The organism is Sphingomonas oryzagri, assembly GCF_029906645.1.
Taxonomy (GTDB): domain Bacteria; phylum Pseudomonadota; class Alphaproteobacteria; order Sphingomonadales; family Sphingomonadaceae; genus Solisphingomonas; species Solisphingomonas oryzagri.
The window spans coordinates 1-17430 of record NZ_JARYGZ010000007.1 but is presented as its reverse complement, the minus strand read 5'-3'; the positions used below and the strand labels follow the sequence as shown (position 1 = coordinate 17430).

Sequence of the window (17430 nt, the reverse complement as noted above, 5' to 3'; positions counted from 1 at the left end):
TTCAGGCGACCCCCTCCCCCAGCATGGCAGACAAGCGGCGCTCGACGGCGTCGAACGCATCGCTGCCTTCGCTCACTTCGATCAGCGTCGCGTGGATCATCGCCCGGCTGGGCTTGCCGCCCACGAGCTGGATGCCGGCCGTGATCGCCTCGCCAGCTTCGCGCGCCATGCACGTCAGCTCGGCGACGATCATGTCCGGATCGGCGACGGTCGGCGAGAGGCGGCGATCGGCGAAAACATTGAAGGCATCGCGCAGCGGGGCGAACAGCCCGCCACGCTCGAGATAGAGGGCGTCCAGCGCCGCTGCCTGCAGCATGGTGGGCGAGCGCTTGCTTTCCGGATCGCCCCAATATTGGACGGCCCGCTTGCCCTTGCCGGTTGCGGCGGCGATGGCCTCCCAGCCAATGAGCGCGGCAATCTCTCGGATCGCCGCAGGAATGCCGGTGGGATCTACGCGTTTCGTCATGATCAGGCCACGTTCATGAAAGCGGGGGGATTGCACTGTGCGAATCGGATCGTTTCACCCATGATCCGCGTTCCGAAGTGAGGGGGTTCCACCAAGCCGCTCGTCGATATCGGGGAGAGAGGCGTCCTTGAGGCCGAGGAGAACGGCAATGCGGTGGGATTGCCCACGCTCGCACTTCCGTTCGCCTCGCAGGATCATGTGAACGAGCTGGATATTGAAACCATTTCGCCTCGCCCAAGCCGAAACCTCGACGCCCTTGTCTCTGAAGGCTTCGCGCACGCGCTTCACACGCTCGGGGTCCAACCCCTTCCGCGTTGTGACGGAGGAAGAGATTGCGGCCAGTACCGCCTCTTCCACCGTTTCCTTCGATCCTGACACGTGCCATTACCCAATTTGTGGAAACGTGTGTAACCATGCCCCAGAAATGGGGAATGGGCAAGGGGAATTCGCCAATCTTATGGAATTGGGAGGCCGTCTTCGTGAAGAACGGACGCGCATCGGTCTTACGCAGGCCGAATTGGGCGCGATCGGCGGCGTTTCGCTCAATTCGCAGAGCGATTACGAGAACCCTGATAAGACCAGACAACCTAATGCGGCTTACCTGCACGCTGTAGCGCGGGCCGGGATCGACGTCGGCTACGTCATTACGGGTGTTCGATCCCAAGCGCTTCCAGCTGCGGAAAGCCGGCTGGTGACTAAACTGCGGAGTGCTTCGCCCGTCGATCAGCAGACAATTGCGCGAGTGATTACCGCTATTCTCGACGACAAAGCTGGCGTCAGCCCGAACCCGGCCGACAATCTGCCGGACGAGCGCCTGCTTACCAAGATGTTCGAGACGCTCCTCCGCGTCGCCGACAAGCTGCCGGCCGATCGCCGCGCGAAGATCCTCGCTCAGTCCCTCCCCGCCGCGCTGCGCGCGATCGAGGGCGACTGGATCATTGAGGAGACGCCGGCAGACGACGCGGACGAGCTGCCGCTCGACGAAAAACGCAGCGCATAACGGGGCAGAACAGGGGCAATAATGACGAATAAGAAGGCGAAAGCCGGGGCGAGTGATATCGCCAAGGGTGTGGCGGGCTGTCTGACGATCATCGTCATTATCTTTATTGTTCTGGCGGTCATTATCGCCAGCAGCGGTGGACACGACGAGAAGAAGGCGCCCGCAACCGTGAAAGCGGCTGACGAAAGCATTCACAAGGTCGAGCCTGCTGAGGCTCAGCTCTGGATTACGGCTGATCTCGCGAGCAATTGGGATGGCGATGCGTACATCGGCAAGTCCGGCATGGTGCTGACTGAGATCGGTAAAGCCATCAAGGCCGGCGCGAAGGACGTTCCCGCGAAGATCGAGACTGTCCACGTCACCTACACCGTCCCGGCAACAGATCGCCTGGGCAATCCTGATCGAATGCGTTTCATGCTGGTGAGCGTTCCGATCGCCGATCTTCGCAACGCCAATTACGACGGCCTCGGCCCGTTCGGGGTGCTCAATCTGGCGTCCGAGGTGAGCGTGTACGGCATCGACCCCACGGAGGCGGTCGATAAATACTGCCGCGACAATGCCGACGATATGCGTGGTTTTTGCGCGCAGGCCCTCCGCTAGAGGGCCTGCGGCAATCATTCCATCAAGCGCAGGCCGCCAGCTCGGCACGCGCCCAGGGCAATGCGGCGACGGCATGTTCCCGCACGACATCGAGCAGTTCGCCGGCCTCCCGCAGCTCGGCCGCGAGCGCGACGGACGGATTCGCGGCCAGCTCGCGCTGGAGATCCGCGACCCTGCGCCCGACATCGTCGCGCAAAGCGACCATGAGCGCACATTCCGCCTCACATTGCGGGCAGGCCGCACGGCAAGACGACGCGTTACGAAAAGCATGAACCCCACTCACCACAGATGCGACCCCGTTCCTGATTCGTTCCACTAAAATAGATGGCGGCGTGTAGGAAAATGGTTTTTCCGATTCCCCGCCGCCAAAGGCCCCCACCCTCGCCCTGCGTCCCACTATGAGACTGGTTGCGCCGCTGCGGAATGGCCGAATTCGCAGCCGGACTGTCCCATCGACCAAATATCGAGGGGTGACATTTCATTTCGGCGCGCTTTCCAGCTTAATCTGAGTCGTGAAGCCGGCGCCTTGGGCCGTGATCGACTGCGTCACTTCGCTGGCAATCCACGACGTCGCGTCGATCTCGGCCTTGAAGCCGGAAACCGTCACCTGCGCCTCTGGCATGATGTCGGCGCGGCCGAGCGCGGCCGTCAGATCCATGGAGGCGGGTGCGCGGGCCGCCCGGCTCTTCGCCGCCTTGGCGGCGCGCTGGGCGGAGGACTTGGTGGCATAGACGCGCGAGAGGCGCTTGGCGCCCGATGCCTTGCCCTCTGTCACGGTCGCCTGCTTGGCCGCATCGCGGTCGTGGTATGCGGCTGTAACGCCGGTGACGGCCTCGCGCTCGGCGACGTCGTAGGTGAACGGGCCGCAATCGCGCTTCCGCAGCGTGATCGCCGGCATGGACTTGCCGGCCGGCGTGGACGAAGAGCCGGCCGGATTGAAGATCAGCTTGCCGGCCTTCACCGTCGCCACGGCATCATGCTCGCGGCCGAGGCGGCGAGCCAGGGCCATGTCGCTCTCGCGGCTCTGGTGGACGGACGGGATCGCGACGGCCGACAGATCCGCCGAGATCTTGAGCTGCAGGCCGTTGCGCTGGGCAATCTCGCCCAGCACGGCGCCGAGCGTCGTATCGGTCCACGCATGGGCCTTGCGGGTGCGCAGCTCGCTCGCCTGGGTGAAGTCCGCCGATCGCGCGCGGATGGTGACGATGTCGGGCGGGCCGGAATAGCTGACCTGATCGACCTTGAAGCTGCCCTTGCTCACCAGCCCGATCGTGACGTCCGGCCCGTCCTTCCACCCGATCGACACGGTGAGCAGCTTGCCCGTCGCCGGCAACGCCAGCTTGCCGTCCGTATCGTCGAGGACGAGATCGAGCTGATCGGCGTCGTCACGCTTGCTGGAGATCGAGAGCGAGACAAGGCGCGGCCGGATCTTCGGCGACAGATCCGCGCCGTCGAGCATGATGCGAAAATCGGGCGTGTTGGCGACAACCGTCATGACGCGGCATCTGCTTCCGGATCATCGACGCGCAGGAGATCGAGGCCGAACTCGAAAGCCAGCTTCTCGCCGCCCGCCAGAAAGGTGCGGGAGCGGTTTTCGAGCGAGCGGATCACGTAATAGCCGTACAGGCGCCCATTGCCGTCCATGAGGGGCCAGATCCCGGTTGCTTCCATCATGCCGCGTAGCTGGTCCAGCGAGCCGTCCGCGTCCTGCAGCTCGGCCACGGCGAGGCCGTCGAGCCGGATCGTTTCCTCATCCGGCCCGATCGCCTGAACGGCATCGCGTGCGCCGACGCGGGCGTTGGTGGCGAACCGCTGCCCCTCGCGCTGCTGGAACTGATCGAACAACAGCGTGGGGATCGAAAAGACGAAGGTGCCGAGCGACATCACGGCCATGATCAGTTTTCCCAATCCGGCGTGTCGGCGAAGGTGGAGCGCTTCGCCGCGGCCTTTTTCGCCTCGTGCTTCGCGATCTCCTCCGCAACCAGGCGCGCCAATGCCGCCTCGTCCATGCCCTTCGCCGGATGAATATGGATCTCGTAATGATCCCCTGCCCTGCCCAGCATCCCCGCAGCGCCCCGCTGAGGCCCCGTGGAAGGCGAGGCGAAGGCGGAGGTCGGCACAGCCGCCCCGATCGCCATGGCGGTGCCTATACGGCGCGACAGGCCCTGCAGGCGGGCGACAGGCTCCCCTGCCCCCGCGTGGATGCCGTTCGACAGCCCCTGCATCATGTAGCCGCCAAAGCCGTGGAACAGGCGTGACGGGCTGTGGATGCCCATCTTCTCCTTGAACCACGTCGCGGCCGAGCTGGCTGCGTTGACGATCGTCGACTTCAGCAGGCCGAGCATGCCGGTGATGCCGTTGATCAGGCCCCTGATCATCATGGCGCCGGCATCGGAGAGGCGGGCTGGCATCGACACGCCTAGCCAATTCATCAGCGCCGCGAAGCCGCGATAGAGCAGCCCCATCGGGCTGAAATCGGTGAGCAGGCGCGCGATGCCGGCAATGCCGCCCGACGCATCCGCCTTGATCTCGGTCCAGAGACCAGAGAAGAATTTCGAGATCGCGCCCCAATTCTTGTAGATCAGGTATCCAGCGCCAGCGAGCAATGCGACCGCAGCGACGATGCCGAGGATGATCCACGTCATCGGGTTAGCAGCGAGGGCGATTGCACCGCGCGCCATCGCCATGGCAAACTTGCCGATATTCAGCGCTGCCGCCTTCGCCATATTGCCGAGAACGACGCCTGTCCGGCTGGCGAAAGCGGCGGTCGCCGTGAAGGCGGTCCGCGTTGCACCCCAGATCTTGGTCCCGGCCGCAGTAATACCGGCCGCTCCGATCCTCCCGGCGCTCGCGATTCCGCTCCACGCGGTGCGCGCAGCCCCCGGAAGGCCTTTGAAAACCCGCGCGCCCAGGCGGCCGAACTTCGTCAGCGCGAGGCCGCCCCCCTCGCTTTCCTTCGCAATCAGGCTGAAAGCGAATTTGAAGGGGGCGGTGAAGCCCAGCAGGCCCGCGCGCAGGAACATGAACGCCCCGCCCGCGACCATCAGCGCCGCGAGCGTCGCGGCCAGCTTGGCAGCAAGCTGGATCGCGACGGGATGCGCCCGCGCAAAGGCGGAGAGCGTCTGCAGGCCGTGCGAGAGGCGTCGTGCAAGATCGGTCACCGTGGGGAGCAGCTGCGTCCCAACGACGATCCCCAGCTCCTTCAGGTTGTTCTGCGCGAGCTGGACATCGTTCGCGGTCGTGCCGAGGCGCGATAGATACTCCTTCTGCATCGAGCCGGCGTACTGGCTGGCGTCGCCGACCATCTGAAAATTGGTGCGGAGCTGGTCGAGGTTGGTGAGCATCGGCGCAATGGCGCCGACCGATTCACGTCCGAACAAGGTGGTGAGCAGGGCCGGTCGATCGGCGTCACCCATCTTGGACAGGCGGGTGAAGACGTCGAGGATGGTGCCGCCCGCGTCCTTCTGCATACGCTTGGCAACATCGACGGCGTCCAGGCCGAGCTTGGCCCATGCCTTCGATGCCTTGGGCGTGGTGGCGGCACCGCGCGTGAGCGTGAGCATCAGGTTCTTGATGCCGGTCGCGGCGACTTCCGGCTCGACGCTGAGCTTGGCGAGGATCTGCGCCATGCCGGCAACCTGCGAGGCGGCGGTGCCCGCCACCTTGCCCAGCGGCCCGATGCTGGTGACGACCGCGTTCACCGAGGCGACGTTGCCGCCATAGGCGTTCGTCAGCGCGTTGATCTGATCGCCGAGCTTCGTCACGCCCGCGCGATCCGTGTTGAACGCGGTGCGCCACGCGGCCATCATCGTGCCGGCATCGTCCGCACTCATGTCGAACGCGACGGACATCTTGGCCGCATCCTCGGCGAAGCCCGCCAGATCCTTGCGGGCGATGCCCGAGCGGCCGGCAGCGGCAACGATCTGGCCGAGGCCCTCGGCCGAGACGGGGATCGTCTCCGACATACGAAGGATGTCGTCGCCGAGCTGCTTGAACTGCTGGTCGCCCAGCGCGCCTGGATCGAAATTCACGACCTTCTTCACGTCCGCCATGACGCTCTGGAAATCCATCGCGTCCTGCGTCGCCATCTTGAGCGGCGCGGCGATAGCGGCGCCGGTGCCGATCATGCCCAGCCCGGCTGCGGTGGAGGCGGATGCCTTGTTGACGTTGCTGTCGAACGCCTCCCTGCCCGCCTTGATCTTCGCCGATCGATCATTCCGGCGCTTGAGCGCGGCCGACTGTTCATCGATCTGCCGAGTGGTCGCGGCCATGCGGCGCGCGAGCTGGTCTTCGTGATGCTCCAGCTGCTCGCTGTTGATGCCGGCCGCCTTCAGCTTGGCCGAGATCTCGCCCAGCGCGACGTTATGCCGGCCCTCCTGATCCTTGAGACGCACCAGCGTCTCCCGCGTCTGATCATACGTGCGCTGCAGCTTCTTCGACGGATTGTCGGTATCGCGCATCTGAGCCGCGAGATCGCGCAGCTTGGCGCGGGTCGCGCTGATCTCCTCGCCGGCCGATGCCTGGGCGGCGCGGAACTTGCGGAAGCTGGAAATATCCTCCTGTTGCTGCTCCAACGCCTTCAGCCGATCACGCGCCTCTTTGAGCGCCCTGCCCAGCTTGCTGGACCCCGCCGCCATATCGCGCAGCGGCTTCGTCATCTTGTCGGCCGCCTGCAGCAGCATCACGATGCGGAGGTTACGATCGGCCACGGGATGATCCAGCATGTTGGCGCGTGGACGTGTTCACACGCGCACAGGTCGTCAGTCGGGATTGTGACGGCGGGCGGCGTGCGCCCGCCATTCCATCAGCTCGCCGAGGCCCATGCCGTTCATCGCGGAAGGCTCCCAATGGAAGACCAGCGCGAGATCTGCCATGGCGTCCTCGACGGTTCGGGTCAGGCCTGCTTCACCGCACTCGGCAGCAAAAAATCCATTACCTCTCCTCCCATCTGCATGAGATCGGCGGGATCGAGTGCGGCGACTTCCTGCTTGGTGAGCCACGCGCTTTCTGGCGCGAGCGGCGCCCCGAATACGCCCGAGGGCAGGATGCCGATCGAGGGATCGAGAAGATCCGGCGTGATCGCGCCGGCCGGGGCGAGCAGCTTGTGATCCATCGTCAGCGCGAACAGCAGCTTCTTGGTCGCCTGATCGATGAACGCCCAGCGCAGTCCGCTTTCCGGCGCCATCTGGACTGGCAGCACCGCAGCCGCCTGCCCCAGCGCGAGATCCGCGAAAGCCTGCGCGGGCGCCTTCTTGGTGGCGTCGTTCTGATCGAGAGGGATCAGCTCGGTGCCGGTGAGCGCAACTGCGTTTGGAAGATCGTGGAGCTTCGCCATGGATCAATATCCGAAGGTGTAGACGCGGACGGGAACGTCGCCGTCGACGGCGTTGAAGACGGGGACGCTGCCAGCAGAGAGCGCGCCCGCGACGGATGGGTTGTTGTCCTGCGCGTCGTTGCCGATCGCGGCGCCCTGCACCCACGCGGCGACGCAGGCGGTCGGATAGGGCGTCGGGATCGCGATGTTGGTGGTGGCGTTGCCGCCCGCCGTGCCCGGAAACCATTTGAGGATCAGGCCGCCCGGAAAGACATACTGGCCGGAGTCGGCCGCGAAGACATGGCCGAGAGCGCCGAACATGGCCGGCGTCACCAGCACGTTTGCCGCACTGGCGGCGAGGAGATCGGCTGCGCTGCCGGTATTCAGCGTCCCCGCATTGCCGAGGCCGAGCGTGGCGCGCGCGGCAGTCGCGGAGACGGCCGCGAGCAGCGTCTTGATGAAGGCGGTCGGCGAGCCGGCGCCAAGGCGATCGTCCAGCGCCGCCTTGAGGCCGGCCGGGTGCACCGCCTTGGTGGTGAGGACGCCCGCGATCGTCTCGGCCGCGCTGGCGAAGGTGCCGGCGATCACGGCAGCGAGGCGCACCGCCAGCTTCTTCGCGGTGACGATCATCGTATCGTCGTCGCCGGCATCGACGACATCCTGCGTCGCGATATAGGCGATGCCCTTCACGCTTTCCGTGGCGGGCGGATCGAGGAAATTGGCGTCGCCGAACGTGATCTGGCTCGCATCGACGTTCGGGAAGCGGAGATCCAGCGCGAGGTTGGCGCCCGACAGGCTGCTCTTCTGCAGGATCGGCGTCTCCTGGCCGTAGACCGCGAAGAGCGTGCCGTCGGCGAGGAACAGGCCAAAGCCGGTGACGCTGTAGGCATCGGTGCTGGAATCGCGGGCGACGAGGTGGACGATGGCCTCGTCCAGCACCTCGCCCGACACGGTTTCCAGCCGCTTCGCTTCGTTCGGCAGAGCGGTGAGTGTCGGGGCCACGACGAAGGGTTCGGCGGTGACGCCGATCGTCGCGATGGTGAGATTGATGTCGGTATTGCCCTGCGCTTCGGTGAAGACGGCGAGGCCGGCTTGCGTGATCGTCAGGACGAGGGGGGCGATGCCGCTCAATTACTGCTCCAGAAATTCGCCGCTCGCCAGCTGCAGCGGCTCACCGTTCGCAGTCTGGAGAAAGGTGTCCCAAGGCTGGGACGTGTCGGGGAGGACGGTTCCGTCGATCCGCGCATTCACCAGCGCGCGGGCCGCGCCGATCACGCCGACCTGTCCGATCGCGGCGACGCTCTGATAGAGCTGGAAGTGCGCGCGAACCGGCTTCACGCGAGTGACATCGCGGATGATCGCCTCGGCGAAGGCGGCCGTGCTGCGCGCGCCTCCATCGGCGCCGAGCGGAAGATCGATCGTGAAGGTGCCGGGTTCGCCCTGCGGCGCCTGGTCAAACCATTCGGTGAGGGTGAGCAGCTCGTCGAAGCTGGTGAGGACCGCCTCTACCGAGGCGACGGTTCCCTTCTTGCGCTGCAGGGGGATCGCATCGGCGACGGCCTGCCGCTTGGCGGCTTCCGTCCAATCGGTATCCCAGCGATCGACATTGAGCGCCCATGCCAGCCACGGCAGCAGCTCGATCGGCATCGTCGCCGGGTTCCACAGCTCGCGTAGCGGCACGGGGATCTCGGCGAGCTGGCCCATCGGTTCGGCCAGTGCGCGCTGGAAAGCGGGCGCGTTGGAAGGCTGCAGCGTCATTCGCCAAGGCCCCCGTTGGTGATCGTGATCGCGGTGCAGTTGCTCGCCTGCGTCCGATCGAGCGCGATGTCAGCGGCGGGTTCGGCGAGCAGGACATTCTGGATGCCCTCGACCTTCAGCGCGGCGATGATGCCGGCACGGGTGACGTCACGGCCAAGGCCGCGAGTGGTGGCGAGATAATCGGCGAGCGCGGACTGCGCCTGGGCGATGACGACGGAGCTGTCGGGTCCGGCAAAGGTGATGAGCGTCGCGGTGATGACGTAATCGACGATCGACGCGCTTTGCACGGTGACGAGATCGGTGAGCGGGCGCCGATCGCCGCTGGCGAGGTATGTCGAGACGGCGTCGATCAGATCCGCAGGAGCGGTGCCGTCCCCTGCCCGCGCCAAAATGGTGACGACAACCTGACAGGGTGCGGGGCTGGTCGCGCTGGCATCGGCGACGCGGCTGTCGGCTGATCGGGCGTGGAAGATATAGGCGCCTTCCGGCCCCGCGACCGAGAACCCCTCGGGGGCCAATACGCCTCGACTGCGGAAGTCACTGTCAGCCTCTTCAACGGCTGCAGCACCCGTGTCGGGATTGGCGGGCGTGATGACGAGGCGCTCGACATCGAGCAGAGCGAGCAGGTTTTCGAGATCGGCACCCGTCGCGTAAGCGACCATACAGGCCTTCGCCGCGTCGTTCACGCGGGCGCGCAGCACCGTCACATGGTAGGCGGCTTCCTGAAGAACCGCGACGGCTGGATCGGCCTCGTTCGTGGGATCGAAACTGATCGGGGGATTTTGCGCGGCGAGCCGCGCTGATACGCCCGCAGCCATCTGCGCATAGACCGCCTCGAAATCAAGCGTCTCGACGACTTCCGGCGCCGGCAGGCGCGAGAGATCGACGGCGGTATAGGTTGACGAGCTGGTCGTGTCGGCCATGCGGCTGCTATGCGGCGCGGCGTTGCGCGCCCGCCATGAACCGCTCTTGTGAAAGGCGTTCCCACAATAGCCGGGGATTGGCGTCGTGCCGCAGCGAGCGAGCGACCCGAAAACTCACCGTTGCCGTTCAGATTCTTCTATATTCTCTTGTTCAAGATTCATGCGCGGATAACCCGTTGCGCTTTAACGCGAAAATGGTCCGGCCGGTGAGGTTTGGGGATGAGTCGCGTGAGTGGACGGGCCGGCAAAGGTGAGGCTCGGGGCCGCCAATTGTGAGGCTTTGGGCGGCCAGCAGTGAGTTTTCGGGTAGCTTCTACGCCCAGCCGGGCAATCGGTGAGTATTGGGGTAGCCCCCTTCCCTGCGGTGAGCGATGGGGCTTACGGTGAGGCCATGCCCGCTTCCGCCTCACCGAACGATTCGACGGCGATCCGCACGATCGACCAGAAAACGCGCGGAAACCCGTTCAATCCGGGGCATTATGGCGAGATCGTCAAACCGGGCGAACTGGTGGACATCGTCGAGCTGTCGCCGCTGAGCCTCGCTGATCGCCGGATCTATAATCTGCTGATCGCGAACGCGTGGGAGCGGATCAGCGAGCCGATCGTCCACAGCATCCCGAAAACGCTGCTGAAGGGATCGCACCAGGGCAACGAGCGGATCGAGGCGTCGTTGCTGCGGCTGATGTCCACGATCGCGGTGGTGACGATCCAGAAGGACGGAAAGCCCTACAAGCGCCGCGTGCAGCTGCTCGGCGCCAGTGACGAAAGCCTGAACCGCGACGGGCAGCTCTACTATCGCATCCCCGAGGAGCTGATCGAGATCCTGCGCAACAGCGAGGTCTACGCCCGGCTTAAAACGCAGGTGATGTATTGCTTCGAGAGCAAATATTCGCTGTGCCTCTATGAGATGATCGAGCGCCGGATAGGCCTCGATTGGAAGCGCACCGAGACGTTCACGATTGACGAAATCCGGGGGCTATTGAACGTCCCCAAGGGAAAACTGGAACGCTTCGCCGATCTCAATAAATACTGCCTGAAACTTGCGGCCGACGAGATCAACAAGCTCTGCCCGTTCTATGTGGACTTCAAACCGATCAAGCGCGGCCGGAAGGTCGAGAAGATCGAGATGGCGTGGTTTTCGAAGACGTCGGTCGGCCAATCGGATGCGAGGAACCTCGTCGACCAGCACAGCATCGTGCGCCGCGCGCGGATGAAGGGCGCTACGGGCGAGCTGCCCATGCTGATCGATCTGCCCAGCTAAAAGTGAGCTGATACCCCAAAGCTCACTTTTCGAGCGATGGCCATGCGGAGCGAGTGAACATGTCCCCGTGTTCACTCGCTCCGAGCTGATTGCCGAGCCTTGGCTTCGGGGAGCGAGGCAATCCAGTGTGCAACGCGCCACATCGCTTCGCTGCCACGGTAATAGCGGTCGATGTCGAGCATGTTGACGCTGCAGAAATTGACGAGGCTGTTCACGTCATCGAGCATGCGAAGGGCGTCTCTCGCGTCGCGCACCGGCTCTTTGTGGAAGCGATACGATGGCTCTGGATCAGTCACGCCCCCTGCCGTCCTGTTCGCTTGCGAGCATGTTGCCGTGTGGACACGTTCACCGCTCGCCGAACGGATGCTTGCCGTACTTCCGCATCAGGTCATCAAACGCCTCGCCCATCAGGGATTGAAGCGTAACGCCATTCTCGATCGCAAGGACGTTCAGCCCCTTGCTGACAGCCGGTGAGAAATAGCCGCTCACCGCCTTTTTGCCCGCGCGTGCCGCAGCTCGGCCGGCAGAGGCTGAAGGCCCCTGCCCGGCCTCGATCGCGACCGGCGCCGCAACTTCGGCCGCGCGCTCGCGCTGTGCCCGCATCCCGCCGAATTTGCTCATGCCGCTTTCCCCTTCGCCTTGCTCGCACGTTTACGTGTGGACACGCCCACTTGTCCGCCTGTCCACTTCCACAGATCTGCCACCTCCTCTGCCGCCTTGCCGTTCGGCTCGGCCTCGCCGGCAACCTTGCCGCTCGCCGTGCTGTGGTGGAAGATCGCGCGGTTGGTGAGCATCGCCGGTGCAACCCGCAGGCCCATGCCCGCCACCTTGCCGTCTCCCTGCACCAGCTCGGTCGCTTCCTTGTAGGTGAGCGGGGCGCGCTGGGGGCCGCCCATGAAGACGAGGAAGGCGGGCTTGCCGGCCGCACGGATGAGATCGGCTGTGGTCGCCACGGCTGTCAAATCGAACGCCTGCGGGCGACAGGGAACGAGAACCAGATCGGCGAGGCTGCACGCAGCGCGCGCCATGGCGTCCGCGTGGGGCGGCGTGTCGATCACTACGAGATCGGCGCCCAGCTCGGCCGCCTGGGCGATCTTGCGCGGGAGCAGGGGAGGGGAGGCGCAGTCGACCACTTCCGGCTCTACTCCTTCGCCACGCCACTCGCTCCATTGCGAGGCCGTGGCCTGCGGATCTGTATCGAGGATCAGGACGGACAGACCGGCCTTGGCCGCCTCGGCCGCGAGGTGGATGGCAAGCGTGGTCTTACCCGCACCGCCCTTCTGGCTGATAACCGCGATTGTTCGCATGTCCGCTTCCTTGCACGTGAGCGTGTGAACACGTCGCCATGTGCGCCCGTTCGCATGTTCCGTCAATGTGTAAGAGTGTGAAACCTATCCGCGCAGACGGCGCACCAGCTGCTTCCACGCATCTTCGCTCGGCGGGAAGAAGGCTCGCGAAGGGCCGGTTGGCTGGCCCGGCGCCGGAATGACGCGGGGGGATCTGGCGCCGCAGGCCGAGCAGCGGAGCCGGCGAGGGATGGCCTCGGCCTCGCCGTTCCAGTTGTGGCACAGGAACCAGCGCTGCAGCTGGACGGCCTCGATCACGCTCGAATTGTCGCAGCGCCGACATACCGCATAGACGTTCGCTTCGTGTCGCACGAAGTCACTCAGGCGATCGAACCGCTTGCTGCCCATTCCGCGACTATGGAACAAGACCGGAACGCAGGCAAACGGACCGATGGTATTGATCGTTAGCCGCGACATCCCATATTCGACGGATGTTCAAAGTTCCTTCCTTCGAACTTCCCGCGCCGCTGGATATGAGCAACTTCAAGTCGCTACCGGAATGGGCCTTCGAGGCCATCAAGGAAGAGATCGAGCAGTTCCAGGCTGGTCTCGGCGCCGATCATGATATCGGCATCATCGTAAGTGGCGCGCAATCGGCCATCCACGCGAGCCGTGTGCGGCTGGCTGATCAAATGATCGTCTTTGAGGGCGTCGATGAAGAGAACCGCATCGCGCGGGTGATCGCGCATTACACGCAGGTCAACTTCCGCCTTGTGGCCGTTCCGAAGATCGAAGCGAATGCCCGCCGCATAGGCTTCTAGCTTCAGATCAGCACGCGCTCGATCTCGCTGAGCGTCACCTCGTCCGTGCGGCGATCGTAGAGTTGCGTCGTGCGCGGCGAGCTGTGGTTCGCCATGGCCTGCGCTGCCTCCAGCTTGCCGCCATTCTTCAGATAGGCCGTGAGGCCCGTGGCGCGGAAGGTGTGGTTGCCGATCGGCGTCCGAATGTTCACCGCCTTCGCCCGGCGTCGCACCATCGCGTGGACGTCCTGCTGGGCGAGGCCGTGGCCGCTGAGCCGGCCTGTGCCACGCCCGATTGACTGAAAGAGGGGAGCCTTGGGCGTGTCGATCAGATCGCAGCCCTCCATGTAGGCGACGAGATATTCCTCGAGGCGATGGTGGCACGGCATTTCGTGGATCTTGCCGCCCTTCTCATGGAGGCGCAGCCACAGGCGCCGGCCCTGCACGAAGGTATCCTCGACCAGCATGTCCGTCACCGCGCCGATACGGGCGAAGGCGTAGGTCATCACGCCGATCAGCGCGCGGTCGCGCAGGCCGGCTGGGGTGGCGACGTCGATCGCGTCGAGCAGCTCGCGCGCTTCCTCAGCCATCAGGACCGGAGTCTTGCCGCGCTTCACGCTGTGGCGCGGCCCGCGCACTGATGTCGCCGGGTTGAAGGGGAGGGCGCCCGCCGTCACCAGATAGTCCAGCATGTGCCGCACGCCCGCGAGGCGTTGCTTGACAGTTGGCGCCGAGGCTTCGCGGCTGAGATGCTCCACCCAGGCGGCGACGTGCATCGCGCCGATCGCGGCGATCGACGTTGCGCCGAGCTGTTCGGCGAAGGCGAGGAAGTCGCCGGCAGCGCGCATGTAGGCGCGACGCGTGTTGGCATTTCGGATCTCGGCCGCGAAGAATTCGAGGAAGCGCGTGCGGACGCGATCAGGCTCGGCCGCGATCAGTGCCGGCAAGGTGGGAGAGGGGAGGGCGGAAAGGGCTGTCATGGCTGATCAGCGGTAAAAGCCGGAGCTACTCGCAGCATGCGGTTCCAAAAGTCCTGCACGGACCAAGGGATGTCCCAGCCTTCTATGATCATCTCCATAGTCGCTTCGGCCGGCACCAAGCGCCAACCGGCCGGCACACCGTCCCGACCGTCGCGAGTGAGCGTGTTCACATGTTCGCGTGTCATCGGCGGAACGGTGCTTTCGATTGGAGCCAAGCCGGCCAGCTCGCGCCGGTGAACAAAGCGATCGTGTTCGGCGAGATGTGCATCGAAGCGCGACTGACGCCGGAAGATGTCCCCGCAGATCGGGCAGGCTCTCACGCTGCCGCCTTCGCCTGCCGGGCGCGCAGGGCCTCGGCCGGCCAGAACACCTTCCCGTCCTTACCATGCCATGACAGCCGGCCATGCATGTGCCAGTCGGTAGGAATCTCGAAAACACCGAAGCGCAAGCATGGCTCGATGTCGCGGGGATTCTCGGCGAGATAGGAGATCAGCGACCCAGCTGTCTCCATGCCGCCCACGCCGGCCTGCCCCGCGAACATCTCTGCGATCTTGGCGATGCGCTCGATGATGACATGCGCGGCTTCGAAGTCGATATCCTCGGTCACGCGATCTCGATCCCATCCCATGCATGGAACTCTCGCACCCACGCCTCCACCTGAACCTCGACCCCGGTTTCATCGTCGATATAGCTGGACGCTGGATGATGCTCAGAGCGCGCCGGGAACGAACGCTCACGCACCTCCTCGACGCTGTAGGCGTGGTTCGAACCGAAGGCGCCGTATTGCGGGGACCGGAAGATGACCGGCTTGGCCGGATCTACCTTCTTGAGCAGCTCGATCAACTGGCCTGCCGTCAGCGTGCGGGGGAGCCGATTCTGCTGCGGATAGTAAGACTGCGCCATGCCACCTCCATATCTGTGATAATGTCCTTTATCACAGATATGGAGGGCAAACAGCCCTAACTTGCGCAATTTCGCAAACTGACCCTTCATGCTTGCCTGCCTGTCACTTATATGTTGACGCCCACCATTCCGTCTCTTATAAGTGACGACATGGAAACGACGCAGACATCGACCTTTGCGAAATGGCTCCGGGGCCTGCGCGATCGGAAGGCCACGGCGAAGATCGCGATCCGGATTGCGCGGATGGAAGCCGGCCTGATGGGCGATGTCAAATCGGTTGGCGATGGGGTGAGCGAGGCGCGGATCGCCTTCGGGCCGGGTTACCGGCTCTATTTCACGCGGCGCGGCGAGGAGGTGATCATCCTGCTCGCCGGGGGCGACAAGGGATCGCAGGAGCGGGACATCGCGAAGGCCAAGGAGATCGCCGCTCAGATACCCTGAGCGGCCTGTAACGACGAATGCCAAGGAGGGCAGGTAACATGACGATCGAACTCACCCGCTTCGACGCGGCCGAATTTCTGACCGATCCCGAGGATCAGGCCGAGCTGATCGCCGATGCCTTTGGGACGGGCGACGCCGGTTATATCAAACATGCGCTCGCGATCGTCGCGAAGGCGCGCGGCATGACGCAAGTCGAACGCGACACGGGCATCAAGCGGCAGGCGCTCTATCGTGCGCTCGGCAAAGACGGAAATCCGACGCTCGATACCTTGCTCAAGCTCACTCACTCCCTCGGGTTCACCCTGCGGGCCGAGCGCACCGCCCAGGCATGACGCCCGTCCACCTCGTCCAGTGCGTCGCGGGGAAGGGGACCACACCGGCGCCCGCGCGCGATCTCTACACCTCCGATTGGTTCGTGAAGGCGCGGGCCTATGTGGAGGCGCAGGGCGGGCCGTGGTTCATCCTGTCGGCCGAGCATGGCCTCGTCGATCCGGACGAGACGATCGCGCCCTATGATGTGACGCTCAACACGATGCGCGCGGCCGATCGCGCGGCTTGGGATCGACGCGTCGTCGAGCAGCTCGCGCGCGCGGTCGATCCCGCCGCGCCTATCGTCATCCTCGCGGGCGACCGCTATCGGCGTGCAGTGGTGGAGTGGGCCGGCGCCCGCACGACGGTGCCCATGGCCGGGCTGGGGATCGGCTCGCAGAAAAGCTGGCTACGCAATGCCGTGCTGGGCTGCTCGAAAGCAGCCCAGCTCACCTGATCAGATGAAGATCAAGATGATGTAGCAGATCGCAATGATCAGATGGATGATCTGGTCGATACGCATGTCATTTCCTCCCTGTTAGTGTTGATCTTCTATTTAGTCTCGAAGATCAGGGAGGCTGTCGGATCGCGAAAATCCGGCAACGTCGCCGGCATCAGACGGCCGACACATGCTCCAGCAGCATGTTGAGCACCGCCTCGCGATCGGCCGCGGTTAAGCCCAGGAGCGGGCGGCGGGGGTAGAGAACGGCCTTGGCCTTCGGCGCCGGCTTGTCCTTCAGGCCGTCCTGATGGACGCGAGCGATGTCAGAGGCGAGGCCACTGAAACCCACCCACGCCTCGTCGCCCTCGATGCCGGCGCGGAGATAACGCGCCGAGCTGATCTTGCGGAACATCGCCTTCTTGCGGATCACGCCCTTGCGGCGCAGCCGGCCGGCCTCGACGTTGTCATCCTCGGCGGGGACGGGGAGATATTTGGCGATACGATCCCAGAAGAAACTGCGGATCGCGTTCGCCTCGATGTCGAACCCTGTCACCAGCGCGCCCTGATGAACCCAGCTCTTCATAAAGACGAGGCGCGGCTCGGCCGCTCCCTTCGGGTAGAGGAACCTGAGGGCATGATTGCCGGGGCGGGGAGGGGCCTTGGGGCGCCTCGGCACGTAGGGGGCGCCCTCGGGATCGCGCTGGCTGCGGATGCGCTCCCGCTGGCTTCCCTGCACGGTACGGGCGATCTTGCGCAGCAGCGTGCGGCGCTGCCCGGCCGAGACGCGCGCCAGCATGGCGTTCGCCAGCTTCTCGATCTGCGCCAGCTCGTCGCTCATGCCGTTTCGGGCAGGACCAATTCGCTGCCGGCACGCATATCGTCCAGCAAGAGCTGGGCGAGGGCAGGGGCGGGCGTGACGCCGGGGAAGGTGTCGAGCATCGGCGCAT

The 17430-nt window shown here is 64.8% G+C and carries 27 protein-coding genes; 7 read left to right on the top strand and 20 right to left on the bottom strand.

Annotated features, from left to right (window positions below; genetic code table 11):
• Position 1 precedes the first annotated feature (1 nt).
• Positions 2-466, bottom strand: coding sequence for a hypothetical protein (locus QGN17_RS20715; protein WP_281046507.1), 465 nt, complete (start codon positions 464-466; stop codon positions 2-4).
• A 54-nt stretch (positions 467-520) separates the two neighbouring features.
• Complete coding sequence (locus tag QGN17_RS20945; protein WP_390902727.1) at positions 521-745, bottom strand: DNA-binding protein; 225 nt, start codon at positions 743-745, stop codon at positions 521-523.
• Between QGN17_RS20945 and QGN17_RS20710 the strand changes: the two genes are divergently transcribed.
• Together QGN17_RS20710 and QGN17_RS20705 are read left to right on the top strand one after the other, a co-directional pair.
• Positions 681-1466 (top strand): helix-turn-helix domain-containing protein, encoded by a 786-nt coding sequence (locus QGN17_RS20710; protein ID WP_281046506.1) that lies wholly within the window; start codon positions 681-683, stop codon positions 1464-1466. The two genes, QGN17_RS20945 and QGN17_RS20710, sit on opposite strands and share 65 nt — an antisense overlap.
• A 21-nt stretch (positions 1467-1487) precedes the next feature.
• Positions 1488-2066 carry a hypothetical protein gene (locus QGN17_RS20705; RefSeq protein WP_281046505.1) on the top strand — a complete coding sequence of 193 codons (579 nt, stop codon included), beginning with the start codon at positions 1488-1490 and terminating at the stop codon, positions 2064-2066.
• Positions 2067-2088: 22 nt separating this feature from the next.
• Here the strand turns inward: QGN17_RS20705 and QGN17_RS20700 are convergent, their stop codons facing one another.
• The 9 genes from QGN17_RS20700 to QGN17_RS20660 all read right to left on the bottom strand — a co-directional run bounded on the left by QGN17_RS20700 (position 2089) and on the right by QGN17_RS20660 (position 10061).
• Positions 2089-2271, bottom strand: coding sequence for a hypothetical protein (locus tag QGN17_RS20700; RefSeq protein WP_281046504.1), 183 nt, complete (start codon positions 2269-2271; stop codon positions 2089-2091).
• A gap of 273 nt (positions 2272-2544) precedes the next feature.
• On the bottom strand, positions 2545-3561 hold the full coding sequence (locus tag QGN17_RS20695; RefSeq protein ID WP_281046503.1) for a contractile injection system protein, VgrG/Pvc8 family: 1017 nt from the start codon (positions 3559-3561) through the stop codon (positions 2545-2547).
• On the bottom strand, positions 3558-3959 hold the full coding sequence (locus QGN17_RS20690; RefSeq protein ID WP_281046502.1) for a phage tail protein: 402 nt from the start codon (positions 3957-3959) through the stop codon (positions 3558-3560). Before QGN17_RS20690 ends, QGN17_RS20695 begins: the two co-directional genes overlap by 4 nt.
• Positions 3960-3961: 2 nt before the next feature.
• The gene (locus tag QGN17_RS20685) at positions 3962-6775 is read right to left on the bottom strand and encodes a phage tail tape measure protein (protein ID WP_281046501.1); all 2814 of its coding nucleotides are present in this window, start codon (positions 6773-6775) and stop codon (positions 3962-3964) included.
• Between the two features lie 51 nt (positions 6776-6826).
• Positions 6827-6940, bottom strand: a complete 114-nt coding sequence (locus tag QGN17_RS20680) for a GpE family phage tail protein (RefSeq protein ID WP_281046500.1) — start codon at positions 6938-6940, stop codon at positions 6827-6829.
• A gap of 20 nt (positions 6941-6960) precedes the next feature.
• Positions 6961-7401: a hypothetical protein gene (locus QGN17_RS20675; RefSeq protein ID WP_281046499.1), complete on the bottom strand. Its 441-nt coding sequence runs from the start codon at positions 7399-7401 to the stop codon at positions 6961-6963.
• Between the two features lie 3 nt (positions 7402-7404).
• Positions 7405-8511, bottom strand: a complete 1107-nt coding sequence (locus QGN17_RS20670; RefSeq protein ID WP_281046498.1) for a gp53-like domain-containing protein — start codon at positions 8509-8511, stop codon at positions 7405-7407.
• Complete coding sequence (locus QGN17_RS20665; RefSeq protein ID WP_281046497.1) at positions 8512-9138, bottom strand: phage tail protein I; 627 nt, start codon at positions 9136-9138, stop codon at positions 8512-8514.
• Positions 9135-10061 (bottom strand): baseplate assembly protein, encoded by a 927-nt coding sequence (locus tag QGN17_RS20660; protein ID WP_281046496.1) that lies wholly within the window; start codon positions 10059-10061, stop codon positions 9135-9137. Before QGN17_RS20660 ends, QGN17_RS20665 begins: the two co-directional genes overlap by 4 nt.
• A gap of 391 nt (positions 10062-10452) precedes the next feature.
• On the opposite strand from QGN17_RS20660, the gene QGN17_RS20655 reads away from it, so the two are divergent.
• Positions 10453-11322 carry a replication initiation protein gene (locus QGN17_RS20655; RefSeq protein WP_281046495.1) on the top strand — a complete coding sequence of 290 codons (870 nt, stop codon included), beginning with the start codon at positions 10453-10455 and terminating at the stop codon, positions 11320-11322.
• Positions 11323-11393: 71 nt separating this feature from the next.
• Here the strand turns inward: QGN17_RS20655 and QGN17_RS20650 are convergent, their stop codons facing one another.
• The 4 genes from QGN17_RS20650 to QGN17_RS20635 form a co-directional block, all read right to left on the bottom strand.
• A complete protein-coding gene (locus tag QGN17_RS20650) occupies positions 11394-11549 on the bottom strand; it encodes a hypothetical protein (RefSeq protein WP_281046494.1) in 156 nt (51 codons plus the stop codon).
• A gap of 118 nt (positions 11550-11667) precedes the next feature.
• Positions 11668-11943 carry a ribbon-helix-helix domain-containing protein gene (locus QGN17_RS20645; RefSeq protein WP_281046493.1) on the bottom strand — a complete coding sequence of 92 codons (276 nt, stop codon included), beginning with the start codon at positions 11941-11943 and terminating at the stop codon, positions 11668-11670.
• On the bottom strand, positions 11940-12629 hold the full coding sequence (gene parA, locus QGN17_RS20640; RefSeq protein WP_281046492.1) for a ParA family partition ATPase: 690 nt from the start codon (positions 12627-12629) through the stop codon (positions 11940-11942). The genes QGN17_RS20645 and parA overlap by 4 nt, the downstream gene beginning before the upstream one ends.
• Before the next feature lie 84 nt (positions 12630-12713).
• Positions 12714-13016 carry a hypothetical protein gene (locus tag QGN17_RS20635; protein ID WP_281046491.1) on the bottom strand — a complete coding sequence of 101 codons (303 nt, stop codon included), beginning with the start codon at positions 13014-13016 and terminating at the stop codon, positions 12714-12716.
• 83 nt (positions 13017-13099) lie between these two features.
• Between QGN17_RS20635 and QGN17_RS20630 the strand changes: the two genes are divergently transcribed.
• Complete coding sequence (locus QGN17_RS20630; RefSeq protein WP_281046490.1) at positions 13100-13429, top strand: hypothetical protein; 330 nt, start codon at positions 13100-13102, stop codon at positions 13427-13429.
• 2 nt (positions 13430-13431) lie between these two features.
• On the opposite strand, the gene QGN17_RS20625 is transcribed toward QGN17_RS20630, so the two are convergent.
• Genes QGN17_RS20625 through QGN17_RS20610 form a run of 4 tightly spaced genes read right to left on the bottom strand, consistent with a single transcriptional unit; the run spans position 13432 to position 15381 of the window.
• The gene (locus QGN17_RS20625) at positions 13432-14388 is read right to left on the bottom strand and encodes a tyrosine-type recombinase/integrase (RefSeq protein WP_281046489.1); all 957 of its coding nucleotides are present in this window, start codon (positions 14386-14388) and stop codon (positions 13432-13434) included.
• Positions 14385-14708: a hypothetical protein gene (locus tag QGN17_RS20620; protein ID WP_281046488.1), complete on the bottom strand. Its 324-nt coding sequence runs from the start codon at positions 14706-14708 to the stop codon at positions 14385-14387. The genes QGN17_RS20625 and QGN17_RS20620 overlap by 4 nt, the downstream gene beginning before the upstream one ends.
• Positions 14705-14995 (bottom strand): hypothetical protein, encoded by a 291-nt coding sequence (locus QGN17_RS20615; protein WP_281046487.1) that lies wholly within the window; start codon positions 14993-14995, stop codon positions 14705-14707. The genes QGN17_RS20620 and QGN17_RS20615 overlap by 4 nt, the downstream gene beginning before the upstream one ends.
• Positions 14992-15381, bottom strand: a complete 390-nt coding sequence (locus tag QGN17_RS20610; protein ID WP_281046486.1) for a hypothetical protein — start codon at positions 15379-15381, stop codon at positions 14992-14994. Before QGN17_RS20610 ends, QGN17_RS20615 begins: the two co-directional genes overlap by 4 nt.
• A 60-nt stretch (positions 15382-15441) precedes the next feature.
• Here QGN17_RS20610 and QGN17_RS20605 point away from each other — a divergent pair, with 60 nt between their 5' ends.
• Genes QGN17_RS20605 through QGN17_RS20595 form a run of 3 tightly spaced genes read left to right on the top strand, consistent with a single transcriptional unit; the run spans position 15442 to position 16498 of the window.
• Positions 15442-15732 carry a type II toxin-antitoxin system RelE/ParE family toxin gene (locus QGN17_RS20605; RefSeq protein WP_281046485.1) on the top strand — a complete coding sequence of 97 codons (291 nt, stop codon included), beginning with the start codon at positions 15442-15444 and terminating at the stop codon, positions 15730-15732.
• Between the two features lie 38 nt (positions 15733-15770).
• Positions 15771-16064 (top strand): addiction module antidote protein, encoded by a 294-nt coding sequence (locus QGN17_RS20600; protein WP_281046484.1) that lies wholly within the window; start codon positions 15771-15773, stop codon positions 16062-16064.
• On the top strand, positions 16061-16498 hold the full coding sequence (locus tag QGN17_RS20595; protein ID WP_281046483.1) for a DUF6884 domain-containing protein: 438 nt from the start codon (positions 16061-16063) through the stop codon (positions 16496-16498). Before QGN17_RS20600 ends, QGN17_RS20595 begins: the two co-directional genes overlap by 4 nt.
• Before the next feature lie 157 nt (positions 16499-16655).
• Here the strand turns inward: QGN17_RS20595 and QGN17_RS20590 are convergent, their stop codons facing one another.
• Positions 16656-17321, bottom strand: a complete 666-nt coding sequence (locus QGN17_RS20590) for a phage virion morphogenesis protein (protein ID WP_281046482.1) — start codon at positions 17319-17321, stop codon at positions 16656-16658.
• Positions 17322-17430 lie beyond the last annotated feature (109 nt).

Bases quoted from the DNA above. Each gene is read 5' to 3' on its own strand.
- QGN17_RS20715 (WP_281046507.1), bottom strand. From the start codon at position 466: ATGACGAAACGCGTAGATCCCACCGGCATTCCTGCGGCGATCCGAGAG.
- QGN17_RS20705 (WP_281046505.1), top strand. From the start codon at position 1,488: ATGACGAATAAGAAGGCGAAAGCCGGGGCGAGTGATATCGCCAAGGGT.
- QGN17_RS20700 (WP_281046504.1), bottom strand. From the start codon at position 2,271: ATGGTCGCTTTGCGCGACGATGTCGGGCGCAGGGTCGCGGATCTCCAG.
- QGN17_RS20695 (WP_281046503.1), bottom strand. From the start codon at position 3,561: ATGACGGTTGTCGCCAACACGCCCGATTTTCGCATCATGCTCGACGGC.
- QGN17_RS20690 (WP_281046502.1), bottom strand. From the start codon at position 3,959: ATGGCCGTGATGTCGCTCGGCACCTTCGTCTTTTCGATCCCCACGCTG.
- QGN17_RS20680 (WP_281046500.1), bottom strand. From the start codon at position 6,940: ATGGCAGATCTCGCGCTGGTCTTCCATTGGGAGCCTTCCGCGATGAAC.
- QGN17_RS20675 (WP_281046499.1), bottom strand. From the start codon at position 7,401: ATGGCGAAGCTCCACGATCTTCCAAACGCAGTTGCGCTCACCGGCACC.
- QGN17_RS20665 (WP_281046497.1), bottom strand. From the start codon at position 9,138: ATGACGCTGCAGCCTTCCAACGCGCCCGCTTTCCAGCGCGCACTGGCC.
- QGN17_RS20660 (WP_281046496.1), bottom strand. From the start codon at position 10,061: ATGGCCGACACGACCAGCTCGTCAACCTATACCGCCGTCGATCTCTCG.
- QGN17_RS20655 (WP_281046495.1), top strand. From the start codon at position 10,453: ATGCCCGCTTCCGCCTCACCGAACGATTCGACGGCGATCCGCACGATC.
- QGN17_RS20650 (WP_281046494.1), bottom strand. From the start codon at position 11,549: ATGCTCGATGACGTGAACAGCCTCGTCAATTTCTGCAGCGTCAACATG.
- QGN17_RS20645 (WP_281046493.1), bottom strand. From the start codon at position 11,943: ATGAGCAAATTCGGCGGGATGCGGGCACAGCGCGAGCGCGCGGCCGAA.
- parA (WP_281046492.1), bottom strand. From the start codon at position 12,629: ATGCGAACAATCGCGGTTATCAGCCAGAAGGGCGGTGCGGGTAAGACC.
- QGN17_RS20635 (WP_281046491.1), bottom strand. From the start codon at position 13,016: ATGGGCAGCAAGCGGTTCGATCGCCTGAGTGACTTCGTGCGACACGAA.
- QGN17_RS20630 (WP_281046490.1), top strand. From the start codon at position 13,100: ATGTTCAAAGTTCCTTCCTTCGAACTTCCCGCGCCGCTGGATATGAGC.
- QGN17_RS20625 (WP_281046489.1), bottom strand. From the start codon at position 14,388: ATGACAGCCCTTTCCGCCCTCCCCTCTCCCACCTTGCCGGCACTGATC.
- QGN17_RS20610 (WP_281046486.1), bottom strand. From the start codon at position 15,381: ATGAAGGGTCAGTTTGCGAAATTGCGCAAGTTAGGGCTGTTTGCCCTC.
- QGN17_RS20605 (WP_281046485.1), top strand. From the start codon at position 15,442: ATGGAAACGACGCAGACATCGACCTTTGCGAAATGGCTCCGGGGCCTG.
- QGN17_RS20600 (WP_281046484.1), top strand. From the start codon at position 15,771: ATGACGATCGAACTCACCCGCTTCGACGCGGCCGAATTTCTGACCGAT.
- QGN17_RS20595 (WP_281046483.1), top strand. From the start codon at position 16,061: ATGACGCCCGTCCACCTCGTCCAGTGCGTCGCGGGGAAGGGGACCACA.
- QGN17_RS20590 (WP_281046482.1), bottom strand. From the start codon at position 17,321: ATGAGCGACGAGCTGGCGCAGATCGAGAAGCTGGCGAACGCCATGCTG.